General features: G+C 40.9%; 37 protein-coding genes. 36 read left to right on the forward strand and 1 reads right to left on the reverse strand.

The window, feature by feature from the left end:
- Window positions 1–33: 33 nt before the first annotated feature.
- The 6 genes from rpoC (at window position 34) to tuf (ending at window position 8,452) form a co-directional block, all read left to right on the forward strand.
- Complete coding sequence (gene rpoC / locus BFG57_RS06975) at window positions 34–3,642, forward strand: DNA-directed RNA polymerase subunit beta' (protein ID WP_069716775.1); 3,609 nt, start codon at window positions 34–36, stop codon at window positions 3,640–3,642.
- Between the two features lie 92 nt (window positions 3,643–3,734).
- Complete coding sequence (locus tag BFG57_RS06980) at window positions 3,735–3,986, forward strand: 50S ribosomal protein L7ae-like protein (RefSeq protein ID WP_069716776.1); 252 nt, start codon at window positions 3,735–3,737, stop codon at window positions 3,984–3,986.
- Window positions 3,987–4,097: 111 nt separating this feature from the next.
- Complete coding sequence (gene rpsL / locus BFG57_RS06985; RefSeq protein ID WP_069716777.1) at window positions 4,098–4,511, forward strand: 30S ribosomal protein S12; 414 nt, start codon at window positions 4,098–4,100, stop codon at window positions 4,509–4,511.
- A gap of 41 nt (window positions 4,512–4,552) precedes the next feature.
- Window positions 4,553–5,023, forward strand: a complete 471-nt coding sequence (gene rpsG / locus BFG57_RS06990; RefSeq protein WP_069716778.1) for a 30S ribosomal protein S7 — start codon at window positions 4,553–4,555, stop codon at window positions 5,021–5,023.
- Between the two features lie 56 nt (window positions 5,024–5,079).
- A complete protein-coding gene (gene fusA, locus BFG57_RS06995; protein ID WP_069716779.1) occupies window positions 5,080–7,158 on the forward strand; it encodes an elongation factor G in 2,079 nt (692 codons plus the stop codon).
- 103 nt (window positions 7,159–7,261) lie between these two features.
- Window positions 7,262–8,452 carry an elongation factor Tu gene (gene tuf, locus BFG57_RS07000; RefSeq protein WP_069716780.1) on the forward strand — a complete coding sequence of 397 codons (1,191 nt, stop codon included), beginning with the start codon at window positions 7,262–7,264 and terminating at the stop codon, window positions 8,450–8,452.
- A 114-nt stretch (window positions 8,453–8,566) separates the two neighbouring features.
- Here the strand turns inward: tuf and BFG57_RS18840 are convergent, their stop codons facing one another.
- Entirely contained in the window at window positions 8,567–8,740 is a 174-nt protein-coding gene (locus BFG57_RS18840) for a hypothetical protein (protein WP_175428287.1), read from the reverse strand.
- Between the two features lie 68 nt (window positions 8,741–8,808).
- Between BFG57_RS18840 and rpsJ the strand changes: the two genes are divergently transcribed.
- The 30 genes from rpsJ (at window position 8,809) to BFG57_RS07150 (ending at window position 23,337) form a co-directional block, all read left to right on the forward strand.
- Window positions 8,809–9,117 (forward strand): 30S ribosomal protein S10, encoded by a 309-nt coding sequence (gene rpsJ, locus BFG57_RS07005; protein WP_069716781.1) that lies wholly within the window; start codon window positions 8,809–8,811, stop codon window positions 9,115–9,117.
- A gap of 31 nt (window positions 9,118–9,148) precedes the next feature.
- The gene (gene rplC, locus BFG57_RS07010) at window positions 9,149–9,778 is read left to right on the forward strand and encodes a 50S ribosomal protein L3 (RefSeq protein ID WP_069716782.1); all 630 of its coding nucleotides are present in this window, start codon (window positions 9,149–9,151) and stop codon (window positions 9,776–9,778) included.
- Between the two features lie 26 nt (window positions 9,779–9,804).
- Window positions 9,805–10,428 (forward strand): 50S ribosomal protein L4, encoded by a 624-nt coding sequence (gene rplD, locus BFG57_RS07015; RefSeq protein ID WP_069716783.1) that lies wholly within the window; start codon window positions 9,805–9,807, stop codon window positions 10,426–10,428.
- The gene (gene rplW, locus BFG57_RS07020; RefSeq protein ID WP_069716784.1) at window positions 10,428–10,718 is read left to right on the forward strand and encodes a 50S ribosomal protein L23; all 291 of its coding nucleotides are present in this window, start codon (window positions 10,428–10,430) and stop codon (window positions 10,716–10,718) included. The genes rplD and rplW overlap by 1 nt, the downstream gene beginning before the upstream one ends.
- Before the next feature lie 33 nt (window positions 10,719–10,751).
- Window positions 10,752–11,582 (forward strand): 50S ribosomal protein L2, encoded by an 831-nt coding sequence (gene rplB, locus BFG57_RS07025; protein ID WP_069716785.1) that lies wholly within the window; start codon window positions 10,752–10,754, stop codon window positions 11,580–11,582.
- 57 nt (window positions 11,583–11,639) lie between these two features.
- Window positions 11,640–11,918, forward strand: coding sequence for a 30S ribosomal protein S19 (gene rpsS, locus BFG57_RS07030; protein ID WP_069716786.1), 279 nt, complete (start codon window positions 11,640–11,642; stop codon window positions 11,916–11,918).
- Between the two features lie 20 nt (window positions 11,919–11,938).
- Window positions 11,939–12,280 carry a 50S ribosomal protein L22 gene (gene rplV / locus BFG57_RS07035; protein WP_069716787.1) on the forward strand — a complete coding sequence of 114 codons (342 nt, stop codon included), beginning with the start codon at window positions 11,939–11,941 and terminating at the stop codon, window positions 12,278–12,280.
- A gap of 3 nt (window positions 12,281–12,283) precedes the next feature.
- Window positions 12,284–12,940 carry a 30S ribosomal protein S3 gene (gene rpsC, locus BFG57_RS07040; RefSeq protein WP_069716788.1) on the forward strand — a complete coding sequence of 219 codons (657 nt, stop codon included), beginning with the start codon at window positions 12,284–12,286 and terminating at the stop codon, window positions 12,938–12,940.
- A 2-nt stretch (window positions 12,941–12,942) separates the two neighbouring features.
- Window positions 12,943–13,377: a 50S ribosomal protein L16 gene (gene rplP / locus BFG57_RS07045; RefSeq protein ID WP_069716789.1), complete on the forward strand. Its 435-nt coding sequence runs from the start codon at window positions 12,943–12,945 to the stop codon at window positions 13,375–13,377.
- Window positions 13,367–13,570 carry a 50S ribosomal protein L29 gene (rpmC, locus tag BFG57_RS07050; RefSeq protein WP_069716790.1) on the forward strand — a complete coding sequence of 68 codons (204 nt, stop codon included), beginning with the start codon at window positions 13,367–13,369 and terminating at the stop codon, window positions 13,568–13,570. Before rplP ends, rpmC begins: the two co-directional genes overlap by 11 nt.
- Before the next feature lie 20 nt (window positions 13,571–13,590).
- A complete protein-coding gene (gene rpsQ, locus BFG57_RS07055) occupies window positions 13,591–13,854 on the forward strand; it encodes a 30S ribosomal protein S17 (RefSeq protein ID WP_069716791.1) in 264 nt (87 codons plus the stop codon).
- Between the two features lie 44 nt (window positions 13,855–13,898).
- On the forward strand, window positions 13,899–14,267 hold the full coding sequence (rplN, locus tag BFG57_RS07060; protein ID WP_069716792.1) for a 50S ribosomal protein L14: 369 nt from the start codon (window positions 13,899–13,901) through the stop codon (window positions 14,265–14,267).
- 33 nt (window positions 14,268–14,300) lie between these two features.
- Window positions 14,301–14,612, forward strand: coding sequence for a 50S ribosomal protein L24 (gene rplX, locus BFG57_RS07065; protein WP_069716793.1), 312 nt, complete (start codon window positions 14,301–14,303; stop codon window positions 14,610–14,612).
- Window positions 14,613–14,638: 26 nt separating this feature from the next.
- Window positions 14,639–15,178, forward strand: coding sequence for a 50S ribosomal protein L5 (gene rplE / locus BFG57_RS07070; RefSeq protein WP_069716794.1), 540 nt, complete (start codon window positions 14,639–14,641; stop codon window positions 15,176–15,178).
- Window positions 15,179–15,205: 27 nt separating this feature from the next.
- On the forward strand, window positions 15,206–15,391 hold the full coding sequence (locus BFG57_RS07075; RefSeq protein ID WP_069716795.1) for a type Z 30S ribosomal protein S14: 186 nt from the start codon (window positions 15,206–15,208) through the stop codon (window positions 15,389–15,391).
- A 29-nt stretch (window positions 15,392–15,420) separates the two neighbouring features.
- The gene (rpsH, locus tag BFG57_RS07080) at window positions 15,421–15,819 is read left to right on the forward strand and encodes a 30S ribosomal protein S8 (protein WP_069716796.1); all 399 of its coding nucleotides are present in this window, start codon (window positions 15,421–15,423) and stop codon (window positions 15,817–15,819) included.
- 28 nt (window positions 15,820–15,847) lie between these two features.
- On the forward strand, window positions 15,848–16,387 hold the full coding sequence (gene rplF / locus BFG57_RS07085) for a 50S ribosomal protein L6 (protein WP_069716797.1): 540 nt from the start codon (window positions 15,848–15,850) through the stop codon (window positions 16,385–16,387).
- A gap of 32 nt (window positions 16,388–16,419) precedes the next feature.
- Window positions 16,420–16,782, forward strand: coding sequence for a 50S ribosomal protein L18 (gene rplR, locus BFG57_RS07090; RefSeq protein WP_069716798.1), 363 nt, complete (start codon window positions 16,420–16,422; stop codon window positions 16,780–16,782).
- Window positions 16,783–16,802: 20 nt separating this feature from the next.
- A complete protein-coding gene (gene rpsE / locus BFG57_RS07095) occupies window positions 16,803–17,303 on the forward strand; it encodes a 30S ribosomal protein S5 (protein WP_069716799.1) in 501 nt (166 codons plus the stop codon).
- Between the two features lie 13 nt (window positions 17,304–17,316).
- Window positions 17,317–17,499, forward strand: coding sequence for a 50S ribosomal protein L30 (gene rpmD, locus BFG57_RS07100; RefSeq protein ID WP_069716800.1), 183 nt, complete (start codon window positions 17,317–17,319; stop codon window positions 17,497–17,499).
- Between the two features lie 28 nt (window positions 17,500–17,527).
- Window positions 17,528–17,968: a 50S ribosomal protein L15 gene (rplO, locus tag BFG57_RS07105; RefSeq protein WP_069716801.1), complete on the forward strand. Its 441-nt coding sequence runs from the start codon at window positions 17,528–17,530 to the stop codon at window positions 17,966–17,968.
- A complete protein-coding gene (secY, locus tag BFG57_RS07110) occupies window positions 17,968–19,257 on the forward strand; it encodes a preprotein translocase subunit SecY (RefSeq protein WP_069716802.1) in 1,290 nt (429 codons plus the stop codon). The genes rplO and secY overlap by 1 nt, the downstream gene beginning before the upstream one ends.
- Before the next feature lie 63 nt (window positions 19,258–19,320).
- Window positions 19,321–19,974, forward strand: a complete 654-nt coding sequence (locus BFG57_RS07115; RefSeq protein WP_069716803.1) for an adenylate kinase — start codon at window positions 19,321–19,323, stop codon at window positions 19,972–19,974.
- Window positions 19,971–20,717 (forward strand): type I methionyl aminopeptidase, encoded by a 747-nt coding sequence (gene map, locus BFG57_RS07120; protein ID WP_069716804.1) that lies wholly within the window; start codon window positions 19,971–19,973, stop codon window positions 20,715–20,717. Before BFG57_RS07115 ends, map begins: the two co-directional genes overlap by 4 nt.
- Window positions 20,718–20,733: 16 nt before the next feature.
- The gene (locus BFG57_RS07125) at window positions 20,734–21,069 is read left to right on the forward strand and encodes a KOW domain-containing RNA-binding protein (protein WP_069716805.1); all 336 of its coding nucleotides are present in this window, start codon (window positions 20,734–20,736) and stop codon (window positions 21,067–21,069) included.
- Window positions 21,047–21,265 (forward strand): translation initiation factor IF-1, encoded by a 219-nt coding sequence (infA, locus tag BFG57_RS07130; RefSeq protein ID WP_003156508.1) that lies wholly within the window; start codon window positions 21,047–21,049, stop codon window positions 21,263–21,265. The genes BFG57_RS07125 and infA overlap by 23 nt, the downstream gene beginning before the upstream one ends.
- 35 nt (window positions 21,266–21,300) lie before the next feature.
- Complete coding sequence (gene rpmJ, locus BFG57_RS07135) at window positions 21,301–21,414, forward strand: 50S ribosomal protein L36 (protein ID WP_003720928.1); 114 nt, start codon at window positions 21,301–21,303, stop codon at window positions 21,412–21,414.
- Between the two features lie 24 nt (window positions 21,415–21,438).
- Window positions 21,439–21,804 carry a 30S ribosomal protein S13 gene (rpsM, locus tag BFG57_RS07140; RefSeq protein WP_069716806.1) on the forward strand — a complete coding sequence of 122 codons (366 nt, stop codon included), beginning with the start codon at window positions 21,439–21,441 and terminating at the stop codon, window positions 21,802–21,804.
- A 25-nt stretch (window positions 21,805–21,829) separates the two neighbouring features.
- Window positions 21,830–22,222 carry a 30S ribosomal protein S11 gene (gene rpsK, locus BFG57_RS07145; protein ID WP_069716807.1) on the forward strand — a complete coding sequence of 131 codons (393 nt, stop codon included), beginning with the start codon at window positions 21,830–21,832 and terminating at the stop codon, window positions 22,220–22,222.
- Window positions 22,223–22,392: 170 nt separating this feature from the next.
- On the forward strand, window positions 22,393–23,337 hold the full coding sequence (locus tag BFG57_RS07150; protein ID WP_069716808.1) for a DNA-directed RNA polymerase subunit alpha: 945 nt from the start codon (window positions 22,393–22,395) through the stop codon (window positions 23,335–23,337).
- Window positions 23,338–23,378: the final 41 nt, after the last annotated feature.

A 23,378-nucleotide genomic window follows, 5' to 3' on the forward strand; every position in this document is an offset into this window, starting at 1 on the left:
TAAAACCTGGATAATAAAAGGGAGGTAGGCCCCTTGCTAGATGTAAATAACTTCGAATATATGAAAATCGGTCTCGCTTCACCCGATAAAATTCGCTCATGGTCCTATGGCGAAGTGAAGAAACCTGAAACGATTAATTATCGTACATTGAAGCCAGAGAAAGATGGTCTGTTCTGCGAACGGATCTTTGGACCTACGAAAGACTGGGAATGTCATTGTGGTAAATACAAACGTGTCCGTTATAAAGGTGTAGTTTGTGATCGTTGTGGTGTTGAAGTAACAAAAGCAAAAGTACGTCGTGAGCGCATGGGGCACATTGAACTGGCTGCCCCAGTTTCTCACATTTGGTATTTCAAAGGTATTCCAAGCCGTATGGGTCTTGCATTAGATATGTCTCCACGTGCCTTGGAGGAAGTGATTTATTTTGCTTCATATGTTGTAACTGATGTTGGAGATACTCCACTTGAGAAGAAGCAATTGCTTTCTGAGAAAGAATATCGAGCATACCGGGACAAATATGGTCAAACATTCCAAGCGCAAATGGGTGCTGAAGCTATACGGAAAGTTCTAAAAGACCTTGATCTCGATAAAGAGGTCGACATGTTGAAAGAAGAGTTGAAAACAGCTCAAGGTCAACGTCGTACGCGTGCAATTAAGCGACTAGAAGTATTAGAAGCATTCCGCAATTCAGGTAATGATCCTTCGTGGATGATTCTTGATGTATTACCTGTTATTCCACCTGAACTACGTCCTATGGTTCAGTTAGATGGTGGAAGATTCGCTACGTCTGACTTGAACGATTTATATCGTCGTGTTATCAATCGTAATAACCGTTTAAAACGTTTATTAGACTTAGGAGCACCTAGCATTATCGTTCAAAATGAAAAACGTATGCTACAAGAAGCAGTTGATGCACTGATTGATAATGGTCGTCGTGGTCGTCCTGTTACAGGACCGGGAAACCGTCCATTGAAATCACTATCACATATGCTAAAAGGTAAACAAGGTCGTTTCCGTCAAAACTTACTTGGTAAACGTGTTGATTATTCAGGACGTTCTGTAATCGTTGTAGGACCTAATCTGAAAATGTATCAGTGTGGTTTACCGAAAGAGATGGCTCTTGAGTTATTCAAACCATTTGTAATGAAAGAGCTTGTCGGAAGAGGCCTTGCTCATAACATTAAGAGTGCGAAACGTAAAATTGAGCGTATTCATCCTGAGATTTGGGATGTGCTTGAAGAGGTCATTAAAGAACACCCAGTGTTACTTAACCGCGCTCCTACGTTGCACAGACTTGGGATTCAAGCGTTTGAACCAACACTTGTTGAAGGACGTGCAATTCGCTTGCATCCACTTGTATGTACTGCATACAACGCTGACTTTGACGGAGACCAAATGGCTGTACACGTACCTCTTTCAGCTGAAGCACAAGCAGAAGCTCGTTTACTTATGCTTGCTGCCCAAAACATTTTGAATCCGAAAGATGGTAAGCCAGTTGTTACGCCATCACAAGATATGGTATTAGGTAACTACTACCTTACACTTGAGCGAAAAGATGCTGTTGGTGAAGGTTTGATTTTCAAAGATACGAATGAAGCGTTGCTTGCTTATCAAAATGGATATGCTCACCTTCATACGCGTGTAGCGATTGATGCATCTTCACTACAAAATCCAACATTTACTGATGAACAAAACAATAAGTTGTTGTTAACAACTGTTGGTAAGTTGATTTTCAACGAGATATTACCGGAATCATTCCCATATCTCAATGAACCGACTAAAACGAATCTCGAACAAAGTACGCCTAACGAATATTTCGTACCAAGAGATGTGAACGTGAAAGACGAACTTAAAAAACGGGAGATTGTTAAACCGTTTAAGAAAGGAATGCTCGGTGATATCATCGCTGAGGTATTCAAGAAGTTCCAAATCATCGAAACATCTAAGATGCTTGATCGTATGAAAGATCTTGGATTCAAATATTCAACTAAAGCTGGTATTACAGTTGGTGTCTCCGATATCATCGTATTAGCAGAAAAGAAACAGATCCTTGAAAAAGCTGAAGAGAGTGTTCAAAAGGTTCTTAAGCAATTCAAGCGTGGTTTAATCACGGAAGAAGAACGTTATAGCCGTGTAATCTCGATCTGGACTGATGCAAAAGATGTTATCCAAGGCAAACTAATGAAGTCATTAGATGAGTCTAACCCAATCTTTATGATGAGTGACTCTGGGGCCCGTGGTAATGCATCAAACTTTACTCAGCTTGCTGGTATGCGTGGTTTGATGGCGAGTCCATCGGGGAAAATTATGGAATTACCAATCAAATCAAGTTTCCGCGAAGGTCTTACTGTTTTGGAATACTTCATTTCAACGCACGGTGCGCGTAAAGGTCTAGCTGATACAGCACTTAAGACTGCCGATTCTGGTTATTTAACTCGTCGTCTTGTAGATGTAGCACAAGATGTAATCGTAAGGGAAGAAGATTGCGGAACTGACCGTGGTTTGAAGGTTGCGTCAATTCGCGAGGGCAACGAAATAATTGAATACTTAAACGAGCGTCTTCTAGGACGATACTCGTTTGAAAATGTTAAACACCCAGAAACTGGTGAATTACTAGTGGGTATAAATGACATCATCACTGAAGATATTGCTGACGCGATTACGAATGCTGGTATTGAAGAAATAACAATTCGTTCGGCATTTGCTTGTAATACTCGTCATGGTGTGTGTAAGAAGTGTTATGGTCGTAACTTGGCAACAGGATCTGATGTTGAGGTTGGTGAAGCTGTTGGAATTATCGCAGCTCAATCTATCGGTGAACCAGGTACACAGTTAACGATGCGTACTTTCCACACTGGTGGGGTAGCTGGTGACGATATTACTCAAGGTTTACCGCGTATCCAAGAGTTGTTTGAAGCGCGTAATCCGAAAGGTCAAGCAGTCATTAGTGAAATTGCAGGTGAAGTATCTGCAATTAATGAAGTGAAAGAGAAACAAGAAATCGTTGTTCAAGGTATAGTTGAATCACGTTCGTATGCTGTACCTTACGGTGCACGAATTAAAGTCACTGAAGGACAAAGGGTTTCTGCTGGTCAAGAGTTAACGGAAGGTTCCGTTGATCCGAAGGAATTACTGAAGATTAAAGGTGTCGATGGTGTTCAAGATTACTTATTGCGCGAAGTACAGAAAGTATATCGTATGCAAGGGGTAGAAATTGGAGATAAACACATTGAAGTAATGGCTCGCCAAATGCTTCGAAAAATTCGTGTTATTGATGCTGGAGATACTGAAGTTCTACCAGGTTCACTTCTGGAAATTCACCAATTCAGAGATGCTAACAAAGATGTACTTGCTAAGGGTGGTCAACCAGCAATAGGTCGTCCTGTTCTTCTCGGTATTACAAAAGCTTCTCTTGAAACAGACTCATTCTTATCTGCTGCTTCATTCCAAGAAACAACTCGTGTTCTTACTGATTCAGCAATCAAGGGTAAACGTGATGAACTACTAGGCTTGAAAGAGAATGTTATTATTGGTAAACTAGTTCCTGCTGGTACAGGTATGAATCGCTACCGTAGTGTTGATTTAGTTAAACAAGGTAACGAAGAAGCCGAAGCTGGTGAGGTAATGGTTGAAAAGCAATAAAAAACTTTTTGAAATGAAGTTGACATTCATGAATACAGAATGTTATTATATTCAAGGTGCTTCAAAACCTGGTGCTTTGGAGGATACATCGTATGTCTTATGAAAAAGTATTGCAGGCAAACGACCATATAATAATTGGTACGAAGCAGACACTTAAAGCTTTACGCAATAACGAGGTAAAGGAAGTCATCATTGCCGACGATGCAGATCGGTATGTGACAGATAAAGTTCTAATTGCTGCGCAAGAAAAAAATGTACCAGTCATTAATGTTAAATCCATGAAAAAGCTTGGTAAAGCTTGTGGAATTGATGTCGGTGCTGCGGCAGTTGCAATAAAAGGGTAAATACGTTTTTGTAAGGTGGTTTACACTGCCTTACAAAAACTTTGTTTTTGCCCATTTATGAACCACCTGGATGTGTGGGCTTATATAATCGTGAAGGAAGGAGGAAACAACATGCCAACTATTAACCAACTTGTACGCAAAGGTCGTACTAGCAAAACTAAGAAATCAGATTCACCAGCTCTAAACAAAGGCTATAACAGCATGAAGAAGAAACTTACAGACCTTTCTTCTCCACAAAAACGTGGTGTATGTACTCGTGTAGGTACAATGACACCAAAGAAACCAAACTCAGCACTTCGTAAATACGCTCGTGTTCGTTTAACGAACAGTATTGAGGTAACTGCTTATATTCCTGGTATTGGTCACAACCTACAAGAACACAGCGTAGTTCTTATTCGTGGTGGACGAGTAAAGGATTTACCGGGTGTGCGTTATCACATCGTTCGTGGTGCGCTTGATACAGCAGGTGTTGAAGGTCGTATGCAAGGCCGTTCTAAATACGGTACGAAAAGACCTAAAAAATAATGTAGCATAAATTGTAATGACAATTGAGAGGAGGGAATGTTATGCCACGTAAAGGTTCAGTAACACGCAGAGATGTTCTGCCTGACCCAATTTACAAGTCTAAGCTTATTACTCGTTTAATCAACCAAGTTATGGTGGACGGTAAGCGAGGAACAGCACAAACAATTCTTTATAACGCGTTTGATTTGATTCAAGAACGTACTGGAAATGAGCCGATGGAAGTGTTTGAAGAAGCAATGAAAAACATTATGCCATTACTTGAAGTACGTGCTCGTCGTGTCGGTGGTGCAAACTACCAAGTACCAGTTGAGGTTCGTCCTGAACGTCGTACTACACTAGGTCTTCGCTGGTTAGTTCTTTACGCTCGTACTCGTGGAGAGAAAACGATGGAAGAGCGTCTTGCTAACGAAATCATGGACGCTGCTAACAACACTGGTGCAGCTGTTAAGAAGCGTGAAGACACACACAAGATGGCTGAAGCGAACAGAGCGTTTGCTCACTATCGTTGGTAATATCTTTTTTAATATAAAATTACGAATTCATTCTTATTATGGAAGGAGAAAGATTCATGCCTAGAGAGTTCTCCTTAGAAAAGACACGTAATATCGGTATCATGGCACACATTGATGCTGGTAAAACGACAGCGACTGAGCGTATTCTTTTCTACACAGGACGCATCCATAAGATCGGGGAAACACACGAAGGTGCTTCACAAATGGACTGGATGGAGCAAGAGCAAGAACGTGGTATTACAATCACTTCAGCTGCGACAACAGCCCAATGGAAAGATCATCGTATTAACATTATCGATACACCAGGACACGTAGACTTCACAGTAGAGGTTGAGCGTTCATTACGTGTACTCGATGGTGCAGTAGCCGTACTTGATGCTCAATCTGGTGTAGAGCCACAAACTGAAACAGTGTGGCGTCAAGCAACAACATATGGGGTACCACGTATTGTGTTCGTTAACAAAATGGACAAAATGGGTGCAGACTTCTTATATTCAGTAGGAACAATGAAAGACCGTTTAGGAGCAAATGCTCACCCAGTTCAACTTCCAATTGGTGCGGAAGATGATTTCAACGGAATCATTGACCTAGTTGAAATGAAAGCTTACTTCTACGAAGATGATTTAGGAACTGTTGCAAATGCATCTGAAATTCCTGATGAGTATAAAGAGCAAGCTGAAGAGTATCGTAACAGCCTAATTGAAGGTGTTGCGGAACTTGATGAAGAATTAATGATGCGCTACTTAGAAGGTGAAGAATTTACTACAGATGAGCTTAAGGCGGCTATCCGTAAAGCGACATTAACTGTTGAATTCTATCCTGTTCTATGTGGTTCAGCATTCAAAAACAAAGGTGTTCAGTTACTAATTGATTCAGTACTTGATTACCTTCCAGCTCCAACAGATGTAGCTGATATTGAAGGTATCATTCCAGATACTGATGAGAAGATTACTCGTAAATCTAGTGATGAAGAACCATTCTCAGCATTAGCATTTAAAGTAATGACTGACCCTTATGTTGGTAAACTTACTTTCTTCCGCGTATATTCTGGTACAATTGATGCTGGTTCTTACGTGAAAAACTCTACGAAAGGTAAGCGTGAGCGTATGGGTCGTATCCTGCAAATGCACGCTAACTCTCGTGAAGAAATTTCAACAGTTTATGCTGGTGACATCGCTGCGGGTGTAGGCTTAAAAGATACTTCTACTGGGGATACTCTTTGTGATGAGAAGAGCCTAGTAATTCTTGAGTCTATGGAATTCCCTGAGCCAGTTATCTCGGTTGCTATTGAGCCAAAATCAAAAGCTGACCAAGATAAAATGTCTGTTGCACTTGCTAAACTTGCTGAAGAAGATCCGACGTTCAAGACTGAAACAAATGTTGAAACGGGTCAAACGATCATCTCAGGTATGGGTGAGCTTCACCTTGATATTATCGTTGATCGTATGAGACGTGAATTCAAAGTTGAAGCAAATGTTGGTGCTCCTCAGGTAGCATACCGTGAAACTTTCCGTTCATCTGCGGAAGTTGAAGGTAAGTTCGTACGTCAGTCTGGTGGTCGTGGACAATTCGGTCACGTATGGATTCGTTTCGAACCTAACGAAGAGGGTGCTGGTTTCGAATTCAAAAACGAAATCACTGGTGGTGTAGTTCCTCGTGAATACATTCCATCTGTTCAAGCAGGTCTTGAAGATGCGATGTCTAACGGTCCACTTGCTGGATACCCACTAATCGATGTTAAAGCTGCATTATTTGATGGTTCATACCATGATGTTGACTCGAATGAGATGGCATTTAAAGTAGCTGCTTCATTAGCATTGAAAAATGCAAAATCTAAATGTAACCCAGTAATTCTTGAACCTATGATGAAGGTTGAAGTTGTTATCCCAGAAGAATATATGGGTGACATTATGGGTGATATCACTTCACGCCGTGGTCGCGTTGAGGGTATGGAAGCTCGCGGTAACGCACAAGTTGTTCGCGGATTCGTACCTCTTGCTGAAATGTTTGGTTATGCAACTGCATTACGTTCAAACACTCAAGGTCGCGGAACTTACACAATGCATTTCGACCATTATGAAGAATTACCAAAGAGCTTAATGGACGATGTTATTGAAAAAAATAGTGGTAAATAATTGTTAGACTAAAAAATCTATTGTAAGCTTAGGAAGTGGGAAATCCCTACTTCCTAGCTAAAATAAATAAAATATTATAGATGTATTTAAGGAGGAAATAAACATGGCTAAAGAAAAATTTGATCGCTCCAAAACCCATGCTAATATCGGTACAATTGGACACGTTGACCATGGTAAAACAACTCTAACTGCTGCAATCACAACAGTTCTTGCTAAGAAATCTGGTTCTGGTACTGCTATGGCATATGACCAAATCGATGGTGCTCCTGAAGAGCGTGAGCGTGGTATTACAATCTCAACTGCACACGTTGAGTATGAAACTGATGCTCGTCACTATGCGCACGTTGACTGCCCAGGACACGCTGACTATGTTAAGAACATGATCACTGGTGCTGCACAAATGGACGGAGCTATCTTAGTAGTATCTGCTGCTGATGGTCCAATGCCACAAACTCGTGAGCACATCCTACTATCTCGTCAAGTAGGTGTACCTTACATCGTAATTTTCATGAACAAGTGTGATATGGTAGACGATGAAGAGCTTCTTGAGTTAGTTGAAATGGAAGTTCGTGACCTTCTTTCTGAGTATGACTTCCCAGGTGATGATGTACCAGTAATCAAAGGTTCTGCTCTAAAAGCTCTTGAAGGTGATGCTGATTATGAAGCTAAAATCTTCGAACTTATGGATGCTGTAGATGAGTACATCCCAACTCCAGAGCGTGACAAAGATAAGCCATTCATGATGCCTGTTGAGGACGTATTCTCAATCACTGGTCGTGGTACAGTTGCTACTGGTCGTGTTGAGCGTGGTATGCTTAACGTTGGTGACGAGATTGAAATCGTTGGTATCACTGAAGAAGCTAAGAAAACAACTGTTACTGGTGTAGAAATGTTCCGTAAGCTTCTTGACTATGCTGAAGCTGGAGATAACATCGGTGCACTTCTTCGTGGGGTAGCTCGTGAAGATATCAACCGTGGTCAAGTACTAGCTAAACCAGCTACAATCACACCACACAAAAACTTCAAAGCTGAAGTTTATGTACTTTCTAAAGAAGAGGGTGGACGTCACACTCCATTCTTCACAAACTACCGTCCTCAGTTCTACTTCCGTACAACTGACGTAACTGGTGTTTGTAATCTTCCTGAAGGCGTAGAAATGGTTATGCCTGGCGATAACGTTGAGATGACTGTTGAGCTTATCTCTCCAATCGCTATTGAAGAAGGAACTAAGTTCTCAATTCGTGAAGGTGGACGTACTGTAGGCGCTGGAGTAGTAGCGACTATCCAAGACTAATCCTTTACATTGATATAGTTTAAAAAAGAGATAGCCAATGGCTATCTCTTTTTAACTTTTACTATTATATAGAAGAAAGATGATTTTGTTGAAACAAACCTATCAGAAAATTCCCTATTCTACTACTAGACTTGCACTAATTACACCAGGTGTATATAATAGAAAAGTGTTTTTTAAATATAAGAAAAAAATACTTGCATTGTCGAATTGAAGTATGTATAATAGACAATGTTGGTCATTAAAGGCGATGAAGCAGAAGGTTGCTGACACACCCGGCCCCTTTGCCATGGCGAGCGTGTGGGAAATTTCTGCGGAGTATGTCTATTTAAGAAAATGGACGAAAAGGAGGGAAAGTAATGGCAAAAGAGAAAATTCGTATTCGTTTAAAAGCTTATGATCACCGTATTCTTGATCAATCAGCTGAGAAAATTGTAGAAACTGCAAAGCGTTCTGGTGCAAACGTATCGGGTCCAATCCCGCTACCAACTGAGCGTTCTGTATACACAATCCTTCGTGCGGTGCACAAATATAAGGATTCTCGTGAGCAATTTGAAATGCGCACACACAAACGTTTAATCGACATTGTCAATCCTACACCACAAACTGTAGATTCACTAATGCGTTTGGATCTTCCGTCTGGCGTAGACATTGAAATCAAATTATAATATGAACCTTGATATATAGGAGGTGTAAAGTATGAGCAAAGGAATCTTAGGAAAAAAAATCGGTATGACGCAAGTTTTTGCAGAGAACGGTGATTTAATCCCTGTAACTGTAATTGAAGCTTCGCCAAATATCGTTCTTCAAAAGAAATCAGTTGAATCTGATGGTTACACTGCAGTTCAACTTGGTTTTGCAGATAAAAAAGAATCACGCACAAACAAACCTGAAAAAGGTCATGCAGCGAAAGCAGAAACTACTCCTAAGCGCTTCATCCGTGAATTCCGCGGCTTTAATGCTGATGGTTTAGAGGTTGGTCATGAAGTTAAAGTTGACATCTTTAGCGAAGGTGATGTAATTGACGTGACTGGAACTTCAAAAGGTAAAGGTTTTGCAGGTTCTATCAAACGTCACAATCAATCACGCGGACCAATGTCACACGGTTCTCGCTACCACCGTCGTCCTGGTTCAATGGGTGCGGTTGACCCAATGCACGTTTTCAAAGGTAAAGCATTACCTGGTCGTATGGGTGGAGAAACAATTACTATCCAAAACCTTGAGATTGTCAAAATTGACACTGAGCGTAATCTTCTATTAGTAAAAGGTAATGTACCTGGTGCTAGGAAGAGCTTTGTAAAAGTCACAAGTGCGGTAAAAGGTAACTAACCAATATAGGAAAGGAGGAAATCGTGATGCCTAAAGTAGCACTTTATAAACAAGATGGCTCACAAGTTGGTGATATTGAGCTAAATGATGCTGTGTTCGGAATCGAACCAAATACTCATGTACTACACGAAGCAGTGGTTATGCAACGTGCATCTGAACGTCAAGGAACGCACGCAGTAAAAGGTCGTTCTGAAGTTCGTGGTGGTGGACGTAAACCATGGCGTCAAAAAGGAACAGGTCGTGCCCGTCAAGGTTCAATCCGTTCTCCACAATGGGTAGGCGGTGGAACTGTATTCGGCCCTACTCCACGTAGTTATAGCTACAAATTACCAAAGAAAGTGCGTCGTCTTGCTGTTAGATCTGCACTTTCAACAAAAGTTATCGATAACAATCTTCTAGTTCTTGAAGGTTTATCATTTGAAGCGCCAAAAACAAAGGAAATGGCAAATGTACTTAAAGCACTTTCCGCTAACAACAAAACTCTAGTCGTTACTTCTAACGATGACGAGAATGTATTCCTATCAGCACGCAACCTTCCAAATGTGAAAGTTGTAACTGCTAATGGAGTGAATGTTTTTGATGTGCTTAAGCATGATAAGTTAATCATGACTAAAGAAGCAGCTGAAAAAGCAGGGGAGGTGCTTGCATAATGAAGGATCCACGTGATATTATTAAGCGCCCCGTCATTACTGAACGTTCTACGGATTTAATGACTGAAAAGAAATATACTTTTGAAGTGAACGTGAAAGCGAACAAAACGGAAGTTAAGGACGCTATCGAGAGCATCTTCGGAGTACAAGTAGAAAAAGTTAACATTATGAATTATAAAGGTAAGTTCAAGCGTATGGGTCGTTACGGTGGCTACACAGCTAAACGTAGAAAAGCGATCGTTAAGCTTACAGAAGATAGCAAAGAACTTGAGTTCTTTGAAGGAGTTTAAGACCTACTTTTATAGTGAAGGAGGGAAACCAAGATGGCTTTAAAAAAGTATAAACCGACCACTAATGGTCGTCGTGGCATGTCTGTATCTGATTTCGCTGAAATCACAACGGACACACCTGAAAAATCGTTACTTGCACCACTTCATAAAAAAGGCGGACGTAACAACCAAGGTAAATTAACTGTACGTCACCAAGGTGGTGGACATAAACGTAAATATCGTATCATCGACTTTAAACGTAACAAAGATGGAATACCAGGACGCGTTGCTACAATTGAGTATGATCCAAACCGTTCTGCTAACATCGCTCTAATCAACTATGTTGATGGTGAGAAACGTTACATTCTGGCTCCGAAAACTTTAGAAGTTGGCATGGAAGTAATGTCAGGTTCTGAGGCGGATATCAAAGTTGGTAACGCTCTTCAATTGAAAGATATCCCAGTGGGTACAGTTATTCATAATATCGAACTTAAACCAGGACGTGGAGGACAACTTGCTCGTTCAGCAGGTGCTAGTGCACAAGTTCTTGGTAAAGAAGGTAAATATGTTCTTGTACGTTTAACTTCTGGAGAGGTTCGTCTAATTCTTGCAACTTGTCGTGCTACTATCGGTCAAGTTGGTAACTTAGAGCATGAACTAATTAACATTGGTAAAGCTGGTCGCTCTCGTTGGTTAGGTAAGCGCCCAACTGTTCGTGGTTCTGTAATGAACCCTAACGATCACCCTCACGGTGGTGGTGAAGGTCGTGCGCCAATCGGACGTAAATCACCAATGTCTCCTTGGGGTAAACCAACACTTGGATTCAAAACTCGTAAACGCAATAAAGCGTCAGACCAATTTATTGTACGTGGTCGTAAAAAATAACGGGGTTGAAGTGCGGTTCATACGAACCGTACGACAATCACGAAGGGAGGTTAACTCATGGGTCGCAGCTTAAAAAAAGGGCCATTCGTTGATGAGCATTTAATCAATAAGGTTGATGCACTAAACGAAGCTGATAAAAAACAAGTAGTCAAAACTTGGTCTCGCCGTTCAACAATCTTCCCTGAGTTCATCGGTCACACTATCGCTGTTTATGATGGACGCAAACATGTGCCAGTATTCGTAACTGAAGACATGGTAGGACACAAATTAGGCGAATTCGCTCCTACACGCACATTCAAAGGCCATGTTGATGACGATAAGAAAACTAGACGTTAATGACGAGAGGAGGTACACCGATGCAAGCTAAAGCAAGCGCAAAAACTGTTCGCATTGCTCCTCGTAAGGCTCGTTTGGTCATTGACCTGATTCGAGGTAAGCAAGTAGGTGAAGCAGTAGCCATTCTTCGCCATACGCCGAGAGCAGCTTCTCCAATTATCGAAAAAATTCTGAAGTCTGCTATCGCAAACGCTGAGCACAACTATGAAATGGAAGCTGATTCATTAGTTGTAACAGATGCGTATGTAAACGAAGGTCCAACATTGAAACGATTCCGTCCTCGCGCTATGGGACGTGCAAGTCAAATTAACAAGCGTACAAGTCATATTACATTAGTATTAACTGAGAAGAAGGAGGGATAATCAGTGGGTCAAAAGGTAAATCCAATTGGTCTGCGTATCGGCGTGATTCGTGATTGGGAATCAAAGTGGTATGCAGGAAAAGATTATGCAGATCTTCTCCATGAAGATATTAAAGTCCGTGAATACCTTGAGAAACGTCTTACAGACGCTTCTGTTTCAAAAATCGAAATTGAACGTGCTGCTAACCGTTTGAACGTTGCTATTCATACTGCAAAGCCAGGTATGGTAATTGGTAAAGGCGGTTCTGAAGTAGAAGCACTTCGCAAAGCGTTAAACGAACTCACTGGCAAGCGTGTACACATCAACATCCTTGAAATCAAACGTGCGGATCTTGATGCAACGCTTGTAGCAGAAAACATTGCTCGTCAATTAGAAAACCGCGTTTCATTCCGTCGTGCACAAAAGCAAGCAATTCAACGTGCTATGCGTTCTGGTGCGAAGGGTGTACGTACAATGGTATCAGGTCGTCTTGGTGGCGCAGATATCGCTCGTTCTGAGCACTATAGTGAAGGTACTGTTCCACTTCATACTTTACGTGCTGACATTGATTATGGTACAGCTGAAGCTGACACTACTTATGGTAAGCTTGGCGTAAAAGTATGGATTTATCGTGGAGAAGTTCTTCCAACGAAAAAGAGAGACCAGGAAGGAGGAAATTAATCATGTTAGTCCCTAAACGTGTAAAATACCGCAGACAACATCGTACTAGCTTAAAAGGACATGCTAAAGGCGGTACTGAAGTTTCCTTCGGTGAATACGGTCTTCAAGCTCTTGATGGCGCATGGATTACTAACCGTCAAATCGAAGCAGCGCGTATTGCGATGACTCGTTATATGAAACGTGGCGGTAAAGTATGGATTAAAATCTTCCCTGATAAGCCATACACTGCTAAACCTTTAGAAGTTCGAATGGGTTCCGGTAAAGGTGCTCCTGAGGGCTGGGTTGCAGTAGTGAAAAAAGGTAAAGTTATGTTCGAAATCGCTGGTGTGTCAGAAGAGGTAGCAAGAGAAGCGTTACGCCTTGCATCTCATAAGCTGCCAATCAAAACTAAATTCGTAAAACGCGAAGAAATTGGTGGTGAGACTGATGAAAGCTAATGAAATCCGTGAATTAACCACTGCAGAAATTGAACAAAAAGTAAAGTCTCTTAAAGAAGAGCTTTTCAACTTACGTTTCCAATTAGCGACTGGTCAGCTAGAAAACACTGCTCGCGTTCGTGAAGTACGCAAAGGTATTGCTCGTATGAACACAGTTATCCGTGAGCGAGAACTTGGTGTCAACAATCGATAAATTGAGAGGAGGTTCGCGTAATGACTGAACGCAACCAACGCAAGGTTTATACAGGTCGCGTTGTTTCTGATGGTATGGACAAGACGATTACTGTACTTGTTGAGACTTATAAGAAGCATTCGCTTTACGGTAAGCGTGTTAAATATTCTAAGAAATTTAAAGCGCATGACGAAAATAATTCAGCAAAAATGGGAGACATCGTTACTATCATGGAAACACGTCCCCTTTCAAAAACAAAACGCTTCCGTCTTGTAGAAATCGTAGAAGAAGCTGTTATTATCTAACGATTTAAGAGAGTTCTCTCTTAGATGAAAGGAGGTAACGAAACATGATTCAACAGGAATCTCGTTTAAAAGTCGCAGATAACTCTGGTGCACGTGAAATCCTTACAATCAAAGTCCTTGGTGGTTCTGGCCGTAAAACTGCTAACATCGGTGATGTTATTGTTGCTACTGTTAAGCAAGCAACACCAGGAGGCGTTGTTAAAAAAGGTGAAGTAGTTAAAGCAGTTATCGTTCGTTCTAAGACTGGTGTACGTCGTGCAGATGGTTCTTATATTAAATTCGACGAAAACGCTGCTGTAATTGTACGTGATGACAAAGGTCCACGTGGTACACGTATTTTTGGACCAGTTGCGCGCGAACTTCGTGATAAAGACTTCATGAAGATCGTATCACTTGCTCCGGAAGTACTTTAATTGAAATAAAGCCTTGTAAGGAGGTGCGCAGACATGCATGTTAAAAAAGGTGATAAAGTCCAAGTGGTTTCTGGTAAAGATAAGGGAAAACAAGGTATTATCCTTGAAGCTTATCCTAAGAAAGACCGTGTGCTTGTTGAAGGTGTAAACATCGTTAAGAAGCACGCTAAACCTTCCCAAGCAAATCCGCAGGGTGGAATCTTAAATCAAGAGGCAGCTATTCACGTATCTAACGTAATGCCTATTGACCCTAAGACTAACGAACCTACTCGCGTAGGATACAAAGTTGTTGACGGAAAAAAAGTGCGTATCGCTAAAAAGTCCGGCGAAGCTTTAGATAAATAATGTCACAGTGAAAGGAGGTCTACGCTATGAACCGACTAAAAGAGAAATATCAAAAGGAAGTTACACCATCACTTGTTGAGAAGTTTAACTACAGCTCAGTGATGCAAACTCCAAAGCTTGAAAAAATCGTTATTAACATGGGTGTAGGTGATGCTGTACAAAATGCGAAAGCACTTGACACAGCTGTTGAAGAACTTACACAAATCACAGGTCAAAAACCTGTTGTAACTCGTGCGAAAAAATCAATTGCAGGCTTCCGTCTTCGTGAAGGTATGCCAATCGGTTGTAAAGTAACTCTTCGCGGTGAGCGTATGTATGAATTCTTAGATAAACTTGTATCTGTGTCACTTCCACGTGTACGTGACTTCCGTGGTGTGTCTAAGAAAGCATTCGACGGACGCGGTAACTATACACTTGGTGTTAAAGAACAACTTATCTTCCCTGAAATTGATTACGATCAAGTAAACAAAGTTCGCGGTATGGACATTGTAATTGTAACTACTGCAAACACAGATGAAGAGGCTCGTGAACTATTAACACAATTCGGAATGCCATTTAAAAAATAACCCTTAAAAATAAAAGGAGGGAAAAACGTGGCAAAGAAATCTATGATCGCGAAACAAAAGCGCGAGCAAAAGTTTAAAGTTCAAGAATATACGCGTTGTGAACGTTGCGGACGTCCACACTCAGTATTACGTAAATTTAAACTTTGCCGTATTTGTTTCCGTGAACTCGCTTATAAAGGTCAAATCCCTGGCGTTAAGAAGGCTAGCTGGTAATCCTGAGATTGGGAAGGAGGTAAACAATTATGGTTATGACAGATCCAATTGCAGACATGCTTACTCGCATCCGTAATGCGAACATGGTACGTCACGATAAATTAGAAGTCCCTGCATCAAAACTTAAAAAAGAGGTTGCTGAAATCCTTAAACGTGAAGGATTTGTACGCGACGTTGAATTTATCGAAGATAACAAGCAAGGTATCATCCGTATCTTCTTGAAATATGGTGCAAATGATGAGCGTGTTATCACTGGAATCAAACGCATCAGTAAACCAGGTCTTCGTGTATACGCGAAAGCTAATGAAGTACCTCGTGTACTAAACGGTTTAGGCGTTGCAATCGTTTCAACTTCTAACGGCGTTCTTTCAGATAAAGAAGCTCGTCAAAAGCAAGTTGGCGGAGAAGTATTAGCATACGTTTGGTAATCATTTATAGACGATTGGAGGTGTTATTATGTCACGTATCGGTAAAAAGTTACTTGAAATCCCTACGGGTGTAACGATTACTGTTGCTGAAGATAATACAGTTACTGTAAAAGGGCCTAAAGGTGAATTGACTCGTCAATTCCACGCGGATATGAAAATTAACATCGAAGACAACACTTTAACAGTGGAACGTCCTTCTGATAATAAAGAACACCGCGCACTACATGGTACAACACGTAGTATTATCGGAAACATGGTTGAGGGTGTTAACAAAGGTTTTGAAAAAGCACTTGAAATCATTGGTGTTGGTTATCGTGCGCAAAAATCTGGTAACAAACTAATCATTAATGCTGGTTACTCTCACCCAGTTGAGATGGTACCAGAAGCAGGACTTGAAGTAGAAGTTCCTTCTAACACAAAAGTAATTGTTAAAGGAATCGATAAAGAGCGCGTAGGTGCTTTAGCTGCTAACATTCGTGCTGTTCGTCCACCAGAGCCTTACAAAGGTAAAGGTATCCGTTATGAAGGCGAATATGTACGTCGTAAAGAAGGTAAAACAGCTAAGTAATGCCGTGTAGGTAAATGAAAGGAGTGACACAGATGATCACTAAAGCTGATAAAAACAAAGTGCGTAAACAACGACATGCTCGTGTACGTAGTAAGCTTACAGGAACTCCTGAACGTCCGCGTTTAAATGTTTACCGTTCAAATAAGCATATCTATGCTCAACTTATCGACGATTTGAACAGTGTAACATTGGCTAGCGCTTCAACTGTTGACAAAGAAGTTAACGTAGAAGCAGGAAACAACGTTGATGCTGCAGTAACAGTTGGTAAATTAGTTGCTGAACGTGCGGTTGAAAAAGGCGTTAAAGAAGTTGTCTTTGACCGCGGCGGTTATCTATATCACGGACGTGTGAAAGCACTAGCTGACGCTGCTCGCGAAGCTGGTCTTCAATTTTAATCGAAAAAGGAGGGACATTCATGCGAGGCATTGACCCAAACAAACTAGAGCTTGAAGAACGCGTAGTTACGGTAAATCGTGTAGCAAAAGTAGTAAAAGGTGGACGTCGTTTCCGCTTTGCTGCACTAGTAGTTGTTGGTGATAAAAACGGTCACGTTGGTTTTGGTACTGGTAAAGCACAAGAAGTACCTGAAGCAATCCGTAAAGCTATTGAAGATGCGAAGAAAAATCTTATTGAAGTACCAACTGCTGGTACAACAATTCCTCACCAAATCATTGGTGAATTCGGTGCGGGTAACGTATTGTTAAAACCTGCTTCTGAAGGTACAGGAATCATCGCTGGTGGACCTGTACGTGCGGTACTTGAACTTGCAGGTATCCATGACATTCTTTCAAAATCACTAGGTTCCAACACTCCAATTAACATGGTACGCGCTACAGTAAATGGACTTAATAATCTTAAGCGTCCTGAACATGTTGCGAAGTTGCGCGGTAAAACTGTTGAAGAACTGTTAGGATAAGGAGGGAAACACATTGGCTAAAAAATTGGATATTACCCTCAAGCGCAGCCTTATCGGTCGTCCAGAGGATCAACGAGTTACTGTAAGAACTCTTGGTTTGCGCAAATTGAACCAAACAGTTGAACATGAAGATAACCCAGCTATTCGTGGGATGATTAATAAAGTATCTCATCTTCTAGAAGTAAACGAAAAGTAATCACCCTGATAAAGAGGAGGTGCACGAAATGAAACTTCATGAATTAAAACCAGCTGAAGGCTCACGTAAAACACGTAATCGCGTTGGTCGCGGAATGGGTTCAGGTAATGGTAAAACTTCAGGTCGTGGACATAAAGGTCAAAAAGCTCGCTCTGGCGGCGGTGTTCGTCCAGGATTTGAAGGTGGTCAAATGCCTTTATTCCAACGCCTACCTAAACGCGGTTTTACTAACATTAATCGTAAAGATTATACTGTAGTGAACCTTGAAGCATTGAATCGTTTTGAAGAAGGTACGGAGGTTACTCCTGAATTACTTCTTGAAACTGGTGTTGTAAGCAAAGTTAAAGCTGGTATTAAAATTCTTGGCAAAGGCCAGGTAGAGAAGAAGTTGACTGTTAAAGCTAACAAATTCTCATCTGCTGCTAAAGAAGCGATTGAGGCTGCTGGCGGTACAACTGAGGTGATTTAATGTTTCAGACAATCTCCAATATGATGCGTGTAAGTGATATTAGGCGTAAAATTGTTTTTACATTATTGATGCTCATCGTTTTCCGTCTTGGTAGTTTCATCCCCGTTCCTAACGTGAACGTGGATGTCATTAACTTTGAAGACCAGAACAATGTTTTTGGATTAGTTAATACATTTGCCGGTGGGGCATTGCAACGCTTCTCAATTTTTGCAATGGGCATCATGCCATATATCACTGCATCCATTATCATTCAGTTGTTGCAAATGGATGTAGTTCCGAAGTTTGCTGAATGGGCAAAACAAGGAGAGGTAGGAAGACGCAAGTTAACTCAGTTCACTCGCTATGGGACAATTGTGCTTGGATTTATCCAAGCTATTGGTATGTCTATTGGGTTTAATACAATCTTCCCTGGATTGATTTTAAATCCTGGTATTTCGACATATTTATTCATTGCGTTAGTGTTGACAGCAGGAACAGCTTTCCTACTTTGGTTGGGAGAACAAATTACAGCTAAAGGTGTTGGAAATGGTATTTCCATTCTAATCTTTGCTGGAATTGTGGCTGCAATCCCTAATGGAGTAAACCAAATTTATGCACAACAATTTGAGGATGCAGGCGAGCAGCTATTTATACGAATTGTGATTGTAGCACTTCTACTAATTGCAATGTTAGCTGTTGTTGTTGGAGTTATCTTCATTCAACAAGCACTGCGTAAAATCCCAATTCAATATGCTAAACGCCTTGTTGGTCGTAGTCCTGTAGGTGGTCAATCGACACACTTACCAATCAAAGTGAATGCGGCAGGGGTTATTCCAGTAATCTTTGCAATTTCATTCTTGATTACTCCACCAACAATTGCTGGATTTTTCGGAAATAATGAGGTAACTCAATGGATTCAGGCTAATTTTAATTATACTGCTCCTTTTGGAATGGCTGTTTATGTCGTACTCATTATTGCCTTTTCATATTTCTATACTTTTGTTCAGGTTAATCCAGAACAAATGGCTGAGAACTTAAAGAAGCAAGGTGGATACATTCCTGGGATTCGTCCTGGTAAGAACACTGAAAAATATTTAACGAAGGTTTTATATCGTTTAACGTTTGTCGGTTCGATCTTCCTTGCGGTAATCGCTGTTTTACCAGTATTCTTTATTCAACTTGCACAGCTTCCGCCTTCCGTTCAAATCGGCGGTACAAGTTTGTTAATCGTTGTCGGCGTAGCGCTTGAAACGATGAAACAACTAGAAAGCCAGCTAGTGAAACGCCATTACAAAGGTTTTCTGAAATAAAACATTGAGGAGTGGGAATGTTTAGTTCCCACATAACCTCAAGGGAATTAAGGGGAGAAACGTATGAATCTTGTTTTGATGGGGCTTCCGGGTGCTGGTAAAGGCACACAAGCTGAACAAATTGTAGAAAAGTACAATATTCCTCACATTTCTACTGGCGATATGTTTCGCGCAGCAATGAAGGAAGGTACACAGCTCGGGTTGAAAGCGAAAGAATACATTGATAAAGGTGAACTCGTACCTGATGAAGTAACGATTGGTATTGTTCGTGAACGTTTAGGTAAAGATGATTGTAAAAATGGTTATTTGCTTGATGGTTTTCCCCGCACGGTAGCTCAAGCAGAGGCTCTTGAAGTAATCACTACTGAACTAGAACGTACTATTAATTACGTTATCTACATCGATGTTGATACAAACAGTTTAATGGCCCGTTTGACTGGTCGTCGTATTTGTAAGGAATGTGGTGCAACATATCATGTTGTATTCAATCCTCCTTCTAAGGAAGGTAAATGTGATAAATGCGATGGTGAACTTTATCAACGCGCTGATGATAACGAAGAAACTGTTGCTAACCGTCTCGAAGTTAATATGAAACAAACGCAACCACTGCTTGATTTCTATGAGGGTAAGGGATATCTTCAAAAGATCAATGGTGATCAAGATATCAGCAAAGTGTTTGTTGATGTTGATAAATTGCTTGGAGGCATCAGGAAATGATTATTTGTAAAACGCAACGTGAATTAGACATCATGCGTCATGCCGGTAAAATCGTTGCACTTACACACCAAGAACTAAAGAAACACATTAAACCTGGTGTTACAACGAAAGAATTGGATGTAATTGCTGAAGAATTTATTCGCAAACATGATGCAATTCCTTCGTTTAAAGGGTATAATGGTTTCCGCGGAAGCATTTGTGCTTCTGTAAATGAAGAACTTGTTCATGGCATTCCAGGAAATCGTGTACTTAACGATGGAGATATTATTAGTATTGACATCGGTGCTAAGTATAACGGGTATCATGGAGATTCTGCTTGGACTTATGGTGTCGGAGAAATTTCGGAAGAGGCGCAGCGTCTGTTAGATGTAACAGAAGAATCGCTATACAAAGGATTAGCGGAAGCAAAGTCTGGCGAACGTCTTTCGAATATCTCTCATGCAATCCAATCACATGTTGAACCAAACAATTTTTCAATTGTACGCGAGTATGTTGGTCATGGCGTTGGTCAAGAATTGCATGAAGACCCACAAATTCCACATTATGGTCCACCTAATAAAGGACCGCGCTTGAAGCCTGGAATGGTTCTTGCAATTGAACCAATGGTGAATGCAGGTGAACGTTATGTCAAAACACTTGCTGACAACTGGACTGTTGTTACGGTAGATGGTAAGTTATGTGCTCACTTCGAGCACACAATTGCAATTACCGATGAAGGTTATGAAATATTGACAAAAGCCTAAGTGAAGGTGATAATGGGTGAACGAATCAGAATCGAGCCCTCGAATAGGTCAGCTAGTTCAAGTACTGCAAGGGAAAGAAATTGGCACTTATTCGATAGTTATCAGCATACTCGATAATCGTTTTGTGTTGATTGCAGATGGTGACCGTAGAAAATTCGACCGTCCTAAGAAAAAAAACGTCAATCACCTAAAGTGGTTTGATTACATTTCTCCTGAAGTTCAGAACAGTATCGAAGAAACAGGTCGAGTGACCAACGGTAAACTTAGGTTTGCAGTTACGAAGTTTGTGAATGAAAAAGTTACTGAATTCGAGAAGGGAGAGCAACTTGATGGCGAAAGACGATGTAATTGAAGTTGAAGGAACCATTGTTGAGACATTGCCAAATGCGATGTTCAAGGTAGAACTTGAAAACGGTCATACAGTTTTAGCTCATGTATCAGGTAAAATTCGTATGCACTTTATTCGTATCTTGCCAGGTGATAAAGTCACTGTTGAACTTTCACCATATGACTTGACACGTGGTCGTATCACTTATCGTTATAAATAATGAAAGCACTCCGCGATACCAAGGAGGTTTAAAAAATGAAAGTTAGACCATCAGTAAAACCAATGTGCGAAAAATGTAAGGTTATTCGTCGTAAAGGTAAAGTAATGGTTATTTGTGAAAACCCTAAGCATAAACAAAAACAAGGTTAATCCTGAGGAGGTGCAAAACTTAATATGGCTCGTATTGCAGGTGTAGATATTCCTCGTGAAAAACGAATCGTTATTTCTTTAACATATATCTATGGTATTGGTAACTCTACTGCACAGAAAGTTCTAGCTGAAGCTGGTGTTTCTGAGCATACACGTGTACGCGATCTTACTGAAGATGAACTTAATAAAATCCGTGATATCGTTGATGCATATAAAGTAGAGGGTGACCTTCGTCGTGAAATCTCATTAAACATCAAACGTCTTATTGAGATTGGTTCTTATCGTGGCATTCGCCATCGTCGCGGACTACCTGTACGTGGACAGAACTCTAAGAACAATGCTCGTACGCGTAAAGGTCCTCGTCGTACAGTAGCAAACAAGAAGAAATAATTGTTAAAAAGGAGGTTAACGTACAATGGCTCGCAAGAAAACTAATACACGTAAACGTCGTGTGAAAAAGAATATTGAGACTGGTATTGCGCATATCCGCTCAACATTTAACAATACAATCGTAATGATCACTGATGTACACGGTAACGCTGTATCTTGGTCTAGTGCTGGTGCACTCGGTTTCAGAGGTTCTCGTAAGTCTACTCCATTTGCTGCTCAAATGGCTGCAGAAGCTGCTGCAAAGACAGCTATGGAACATGGAATGAAATCTCTTGAAGTTACTGTTAAAGGTCCTGGTGCAGGTCGTGAAGCTGCAATCCGTGCACTTCAATCAGCTGGTCTTGAAGTTACAGCGATTGTAGATGTTACACCAGTTCCACATAACGGTTGCCGCCCACCAAAACGTCGTCGTGTATAATAAACGCGTATAGAATTCAGATCCCTGTCTATAATGGGATATGATAGAGTATTTGCAAGTTCCGTGAAAAACTGAATTGTTGTGCACAGTTGGGAACTGCTATTGGGGAATTTCGGTTAGCGTAGCCCGCGCTGACCGGGGTTTCGACGTTTTGAAGGAGGGTTTATTGAATGATTGAAATTGAAAAACCGAAAATCGAAACGGTTGAAATCAGCGATGATGCCACATTTGGAAAATTTGTCGTCGAACCGCTTGAGCGTGGATATGGAACAACATTAGGAAACTCCTTACGTCGTATTCTACTATCCTCACTCCCAGGTGCTGCTGTAACATCTGTTAAGATAGACGGCGTTCAACATGAGTTCTCTACAGTTGATGGAGTTGTAGAAGATGTAACGACTATTATCCTGAATCTGAAGAAGTTGGCTTTAAAGATCTACTCTGACGAAGAGAAGACTCTTGAAATCGACATTCAAGGAGAAGGTGTTGTAACAGCTGCTGATATTACGCATGATAGTGATGTAGAAATCCTTAATCCAGATTTGGTTATTGCCACTTTAGATAAAGGTGCTAACTTCCGCATGCGTTTGACTGCTAAGCGTGGACGTGGTTACAATCCAGCAGATGCTAACAAAAGTGATGACCAACCAATCGGAGTAGTTCCGATTGATTCTATTTACACGCCAGTCACTCGAGTTACGTATCAAGTCGAGAATACTCGTGTAGGTCAAGTTACAAACTACGATAAGTTAACCCTTGATGTTTGGACAGACGGTAGTATTCGACCAGAAGAAGCAGTGTCACTTGGAGCTAAAATTCTAACTGAACACTTGAATATCTTTGTTGGTCTCACAGATGAAGCTCAAAAAGCTGAAATCATGGTTGAGAAAGAAGAAGACCAAAAAGAAAAAGTACTTGAAATGACAATTGAAGAGCTTGATTTATCGGTTCGTTCTTATAATTGCTTGAAGCGTGCTGGAATTAACACTGTTCAAGAGCTTGCTAACAAGTCAGAAGATGATATGATGAAAGTCCGTAACTTGGGTCGTAAATCACTTGAGGAAGTGAAGAACAAGTTGGTAGATCTTGGTTTAGGTTTACGTAAGGAAGAATAGTCACTCATTAGAACGATATAGATATTTGAAAGCTAACATTC

This window comes from Bacillus solimangrovi, assembly GCF_001742425.1.
Classification (GTDB): domain Bacteria; phylum Bacillota; class Bacilli; order Bacillales; family Bacillaceae_N; genus Bacillus_AV; species Bacillus_AV solimangrovi.

Excerpts from the sequence above, each read along its gene's own strand:
- BFG57_RS06980 (WP_069716776.1), top strand. The coding sequence starts at position 3,735 with ATGTCTTATGAAAAAGTATTGCAGGCAAACGACCATATAATAATTGGT.
- rpsL (WP_069716777.1), top strand. The coding sequence starts at position 4,098 with ATGCCAACTATTAACCAACTTGTACGCAAAGGTCGTACTAGCAAAACT.
- rpsG (WP_069716778.1), top strand. The coding sequence starts at position 4,553 with ATGCCACGTAAAGGTTCAGTAACACGCAGAGATGTTCTGCCTGACCCA.
- fusA (WP_069716779.1), top strand. The coding sequence starts at position 5,080 with ATGCCTAGAGAGTTCTCCTTAGAAAAGACACGTAATATCGGTATCATG.
- tuf (WP_069716780.1), top strand. The coding sequence starts at position 7,262 with ATGGCTAAAGAAAAATTTGATCGCTCCAAAACCCATGCTAATATCGGT.
- BFG57_RS18840 (WP_175428287.1), bottom strand. The coding sequence starts at position 8,740 with ATGGCAAAGGGGCCGGGTGTGTCAGCAACCTTCTGCTTCATCGCCTTT.
- rpsJ (WP_069716781.1), top strand. The coding sequence starts at position 8,809 with ATGGCAAAAGAGAAAATTCGTATTCGTTTAAAAGCTTATGATCACCGT.
- rplC (WP_069716782.1), top strand. The coding sequence starts at position 9,149 with ATGAGCAAAGGAATCTTAGGAAAAAAAATCGGTATGACGCAAGTTTTT.
- rplD (WP_069716783.1), top strand. The coding sequence starts at position 9,805 with ATGCCTAAAGTAGCACTTTATAAACAAGATGGCTCACAAGTTGGTGAT.
- rplW (WP_069716784.1), top strand. The coding sequence starts at position 10,428 with ATGAAGGATCCACGTGATATTATTAAGCGCCCCGTCATTACTGAACGT.
- rplB (WP_069716785.1), top strand. The coding sequence starts at position 10,752 with ATGGCTTTAAAAAAGTATAAACCGACCACTAATGGTCGTCGTGGCATG.
- rpsS (WP_069716786.1), top strand. The coding sequence starts at position 11,640 with ATGGGTCGCAGCTTAAAAAAAGGGCCATTCGTTGATGAGCATTTAATC.
- rplV (WP_069716787.1), top strand. The coding sequence starts at position 11,939 with ATGCAAGCTAAAGCAAGCGCAAAAACTGTTCGCATTGCTCCTCGTAAG.
- rplP (WP_069716789.1), top strand. The coding sequence starts at position 12,943 with ATGTTAGTCCCTAAACGTGTAAAATACCGCAGACAACATCGTACTAGC.
- rpmC (WP_069716790.1), top strand. The coding sequence starts at position 13,367 with ATGAAAGCTAATGAAATCCGTGAATTAACCACTGCAGAAATTGAACAA.
- rpsQ (WP_069716791.1), top strand. The coding sequence starts at position 13,591 with ATGACTGAACGCAACCAACGCAAGGTTTATACAGGTCGCGTTGTTTCT.
- rplN (WP_069716792.1), top strand. The coding sequence starts at position 13,899 with ATGATTCAACAGGAATCTCGTTTAAAAGTCGCAGATAACTCTGGTGCA.
- rplX (WP_069716793.1), top strand. The coding sequence starts at position 14,301 with ATGCATGTTAAAAAAGGTGATAAAGTCCAAGTGGTTTCTGGTAAAGAT.
- rplE (WP_069716794.1), top strand. The coding sequence starts at position 14,639 with ATGAACCGACTAAAAGAGAAATATCAAAAGGAAGTTACACCATCACTT.
- rpsH (WP_069716796.1), top strand. The coding sequence starts at position 15,421 with ATGGTTATGACAGATCCAATTGCAGACATGCTTACTCGCATCCGTAAT.
- rplF (WP_069716797.1), top strand. The coding sequence starts at position 15,848 with ATGTCACGTATCGGTAAAAAGTTACTTGAAATCCCTACGGGTGTAACG.
- rplR (WP_069716798.1), top strand. The coding sequence starts at position 16,420 with ATGATCACTAAAGCTGATAAAAACAAAGTGCGTAAACAACGACATGCT.
- rpsE (WP_069716799.1), top strand. The coding sequence starts at position 16,803 with ATGCGAGGCATTGACCCAAACAAACTAGAGCTTGAAGAACGCGTAGTT.
- rplO (WP_069716801.1), top strand. The coding sequence starts at position 17,528 with ATGAAACTTCATGAATTAAAACCAGCTGAAGGCTCACGTAAAACACGT.
- secY (WP_069716802.1), top strand. The coding sequence starts at position 17,968 with ATGTTTCAGACAATCTCCAATATGATGCGTGTAAGTGATATTAGGCGT.
- BFG57_RS07115 (WP_069716803.1), top strand. The coding sequence starts at position 19,321 with ATGAATCTTGTTTTGATGGGGCTTCCGGGTGCTGGTAAAGGCACACAA.
- map (WP_069716804.1), top strand. The coding sequence starts at position 19,971 with ATGATTATTTGTAAAACGCAACGTGAATTAGACATCATGCGTCATGCC.
- infA (WP_003156508.1), top strand. The coding sequence starts at position 21,047 with ATGGCGAAAGACGATGTAATTGAAGTTGAAGGAACCATTGTTGAGACA.
- rpmJ (WP_003720928.1), top strand. The coding sequence starts at position 21,301 with ATGAAAGTTAGACCATCAGTAAAACCAATGTGCGAAAAATGTAAGGTT.
- rpsM (WP_069716806.1), top strand. The coding sequence starts at position 21,439 with ATGGCTCGTATTGCAGGTGTAGATATTCCTCGTGAAAAACGAATCGTT.
- rpsK (WP_069716807.1), top strand. The coding sequence starts at position 21,830 with ATGGCTCGCAAGAAAACTAATACACGTAAACGTCGTGTGAAAAAGAAT.
- BFG57_RS07150 (WP_069716808.1), top strand. The coding sequence starts at position 22,393 with ATGATTGAAATTGAAAAACCGAAAATCGAAACGGTTGAAATCAGCGAT.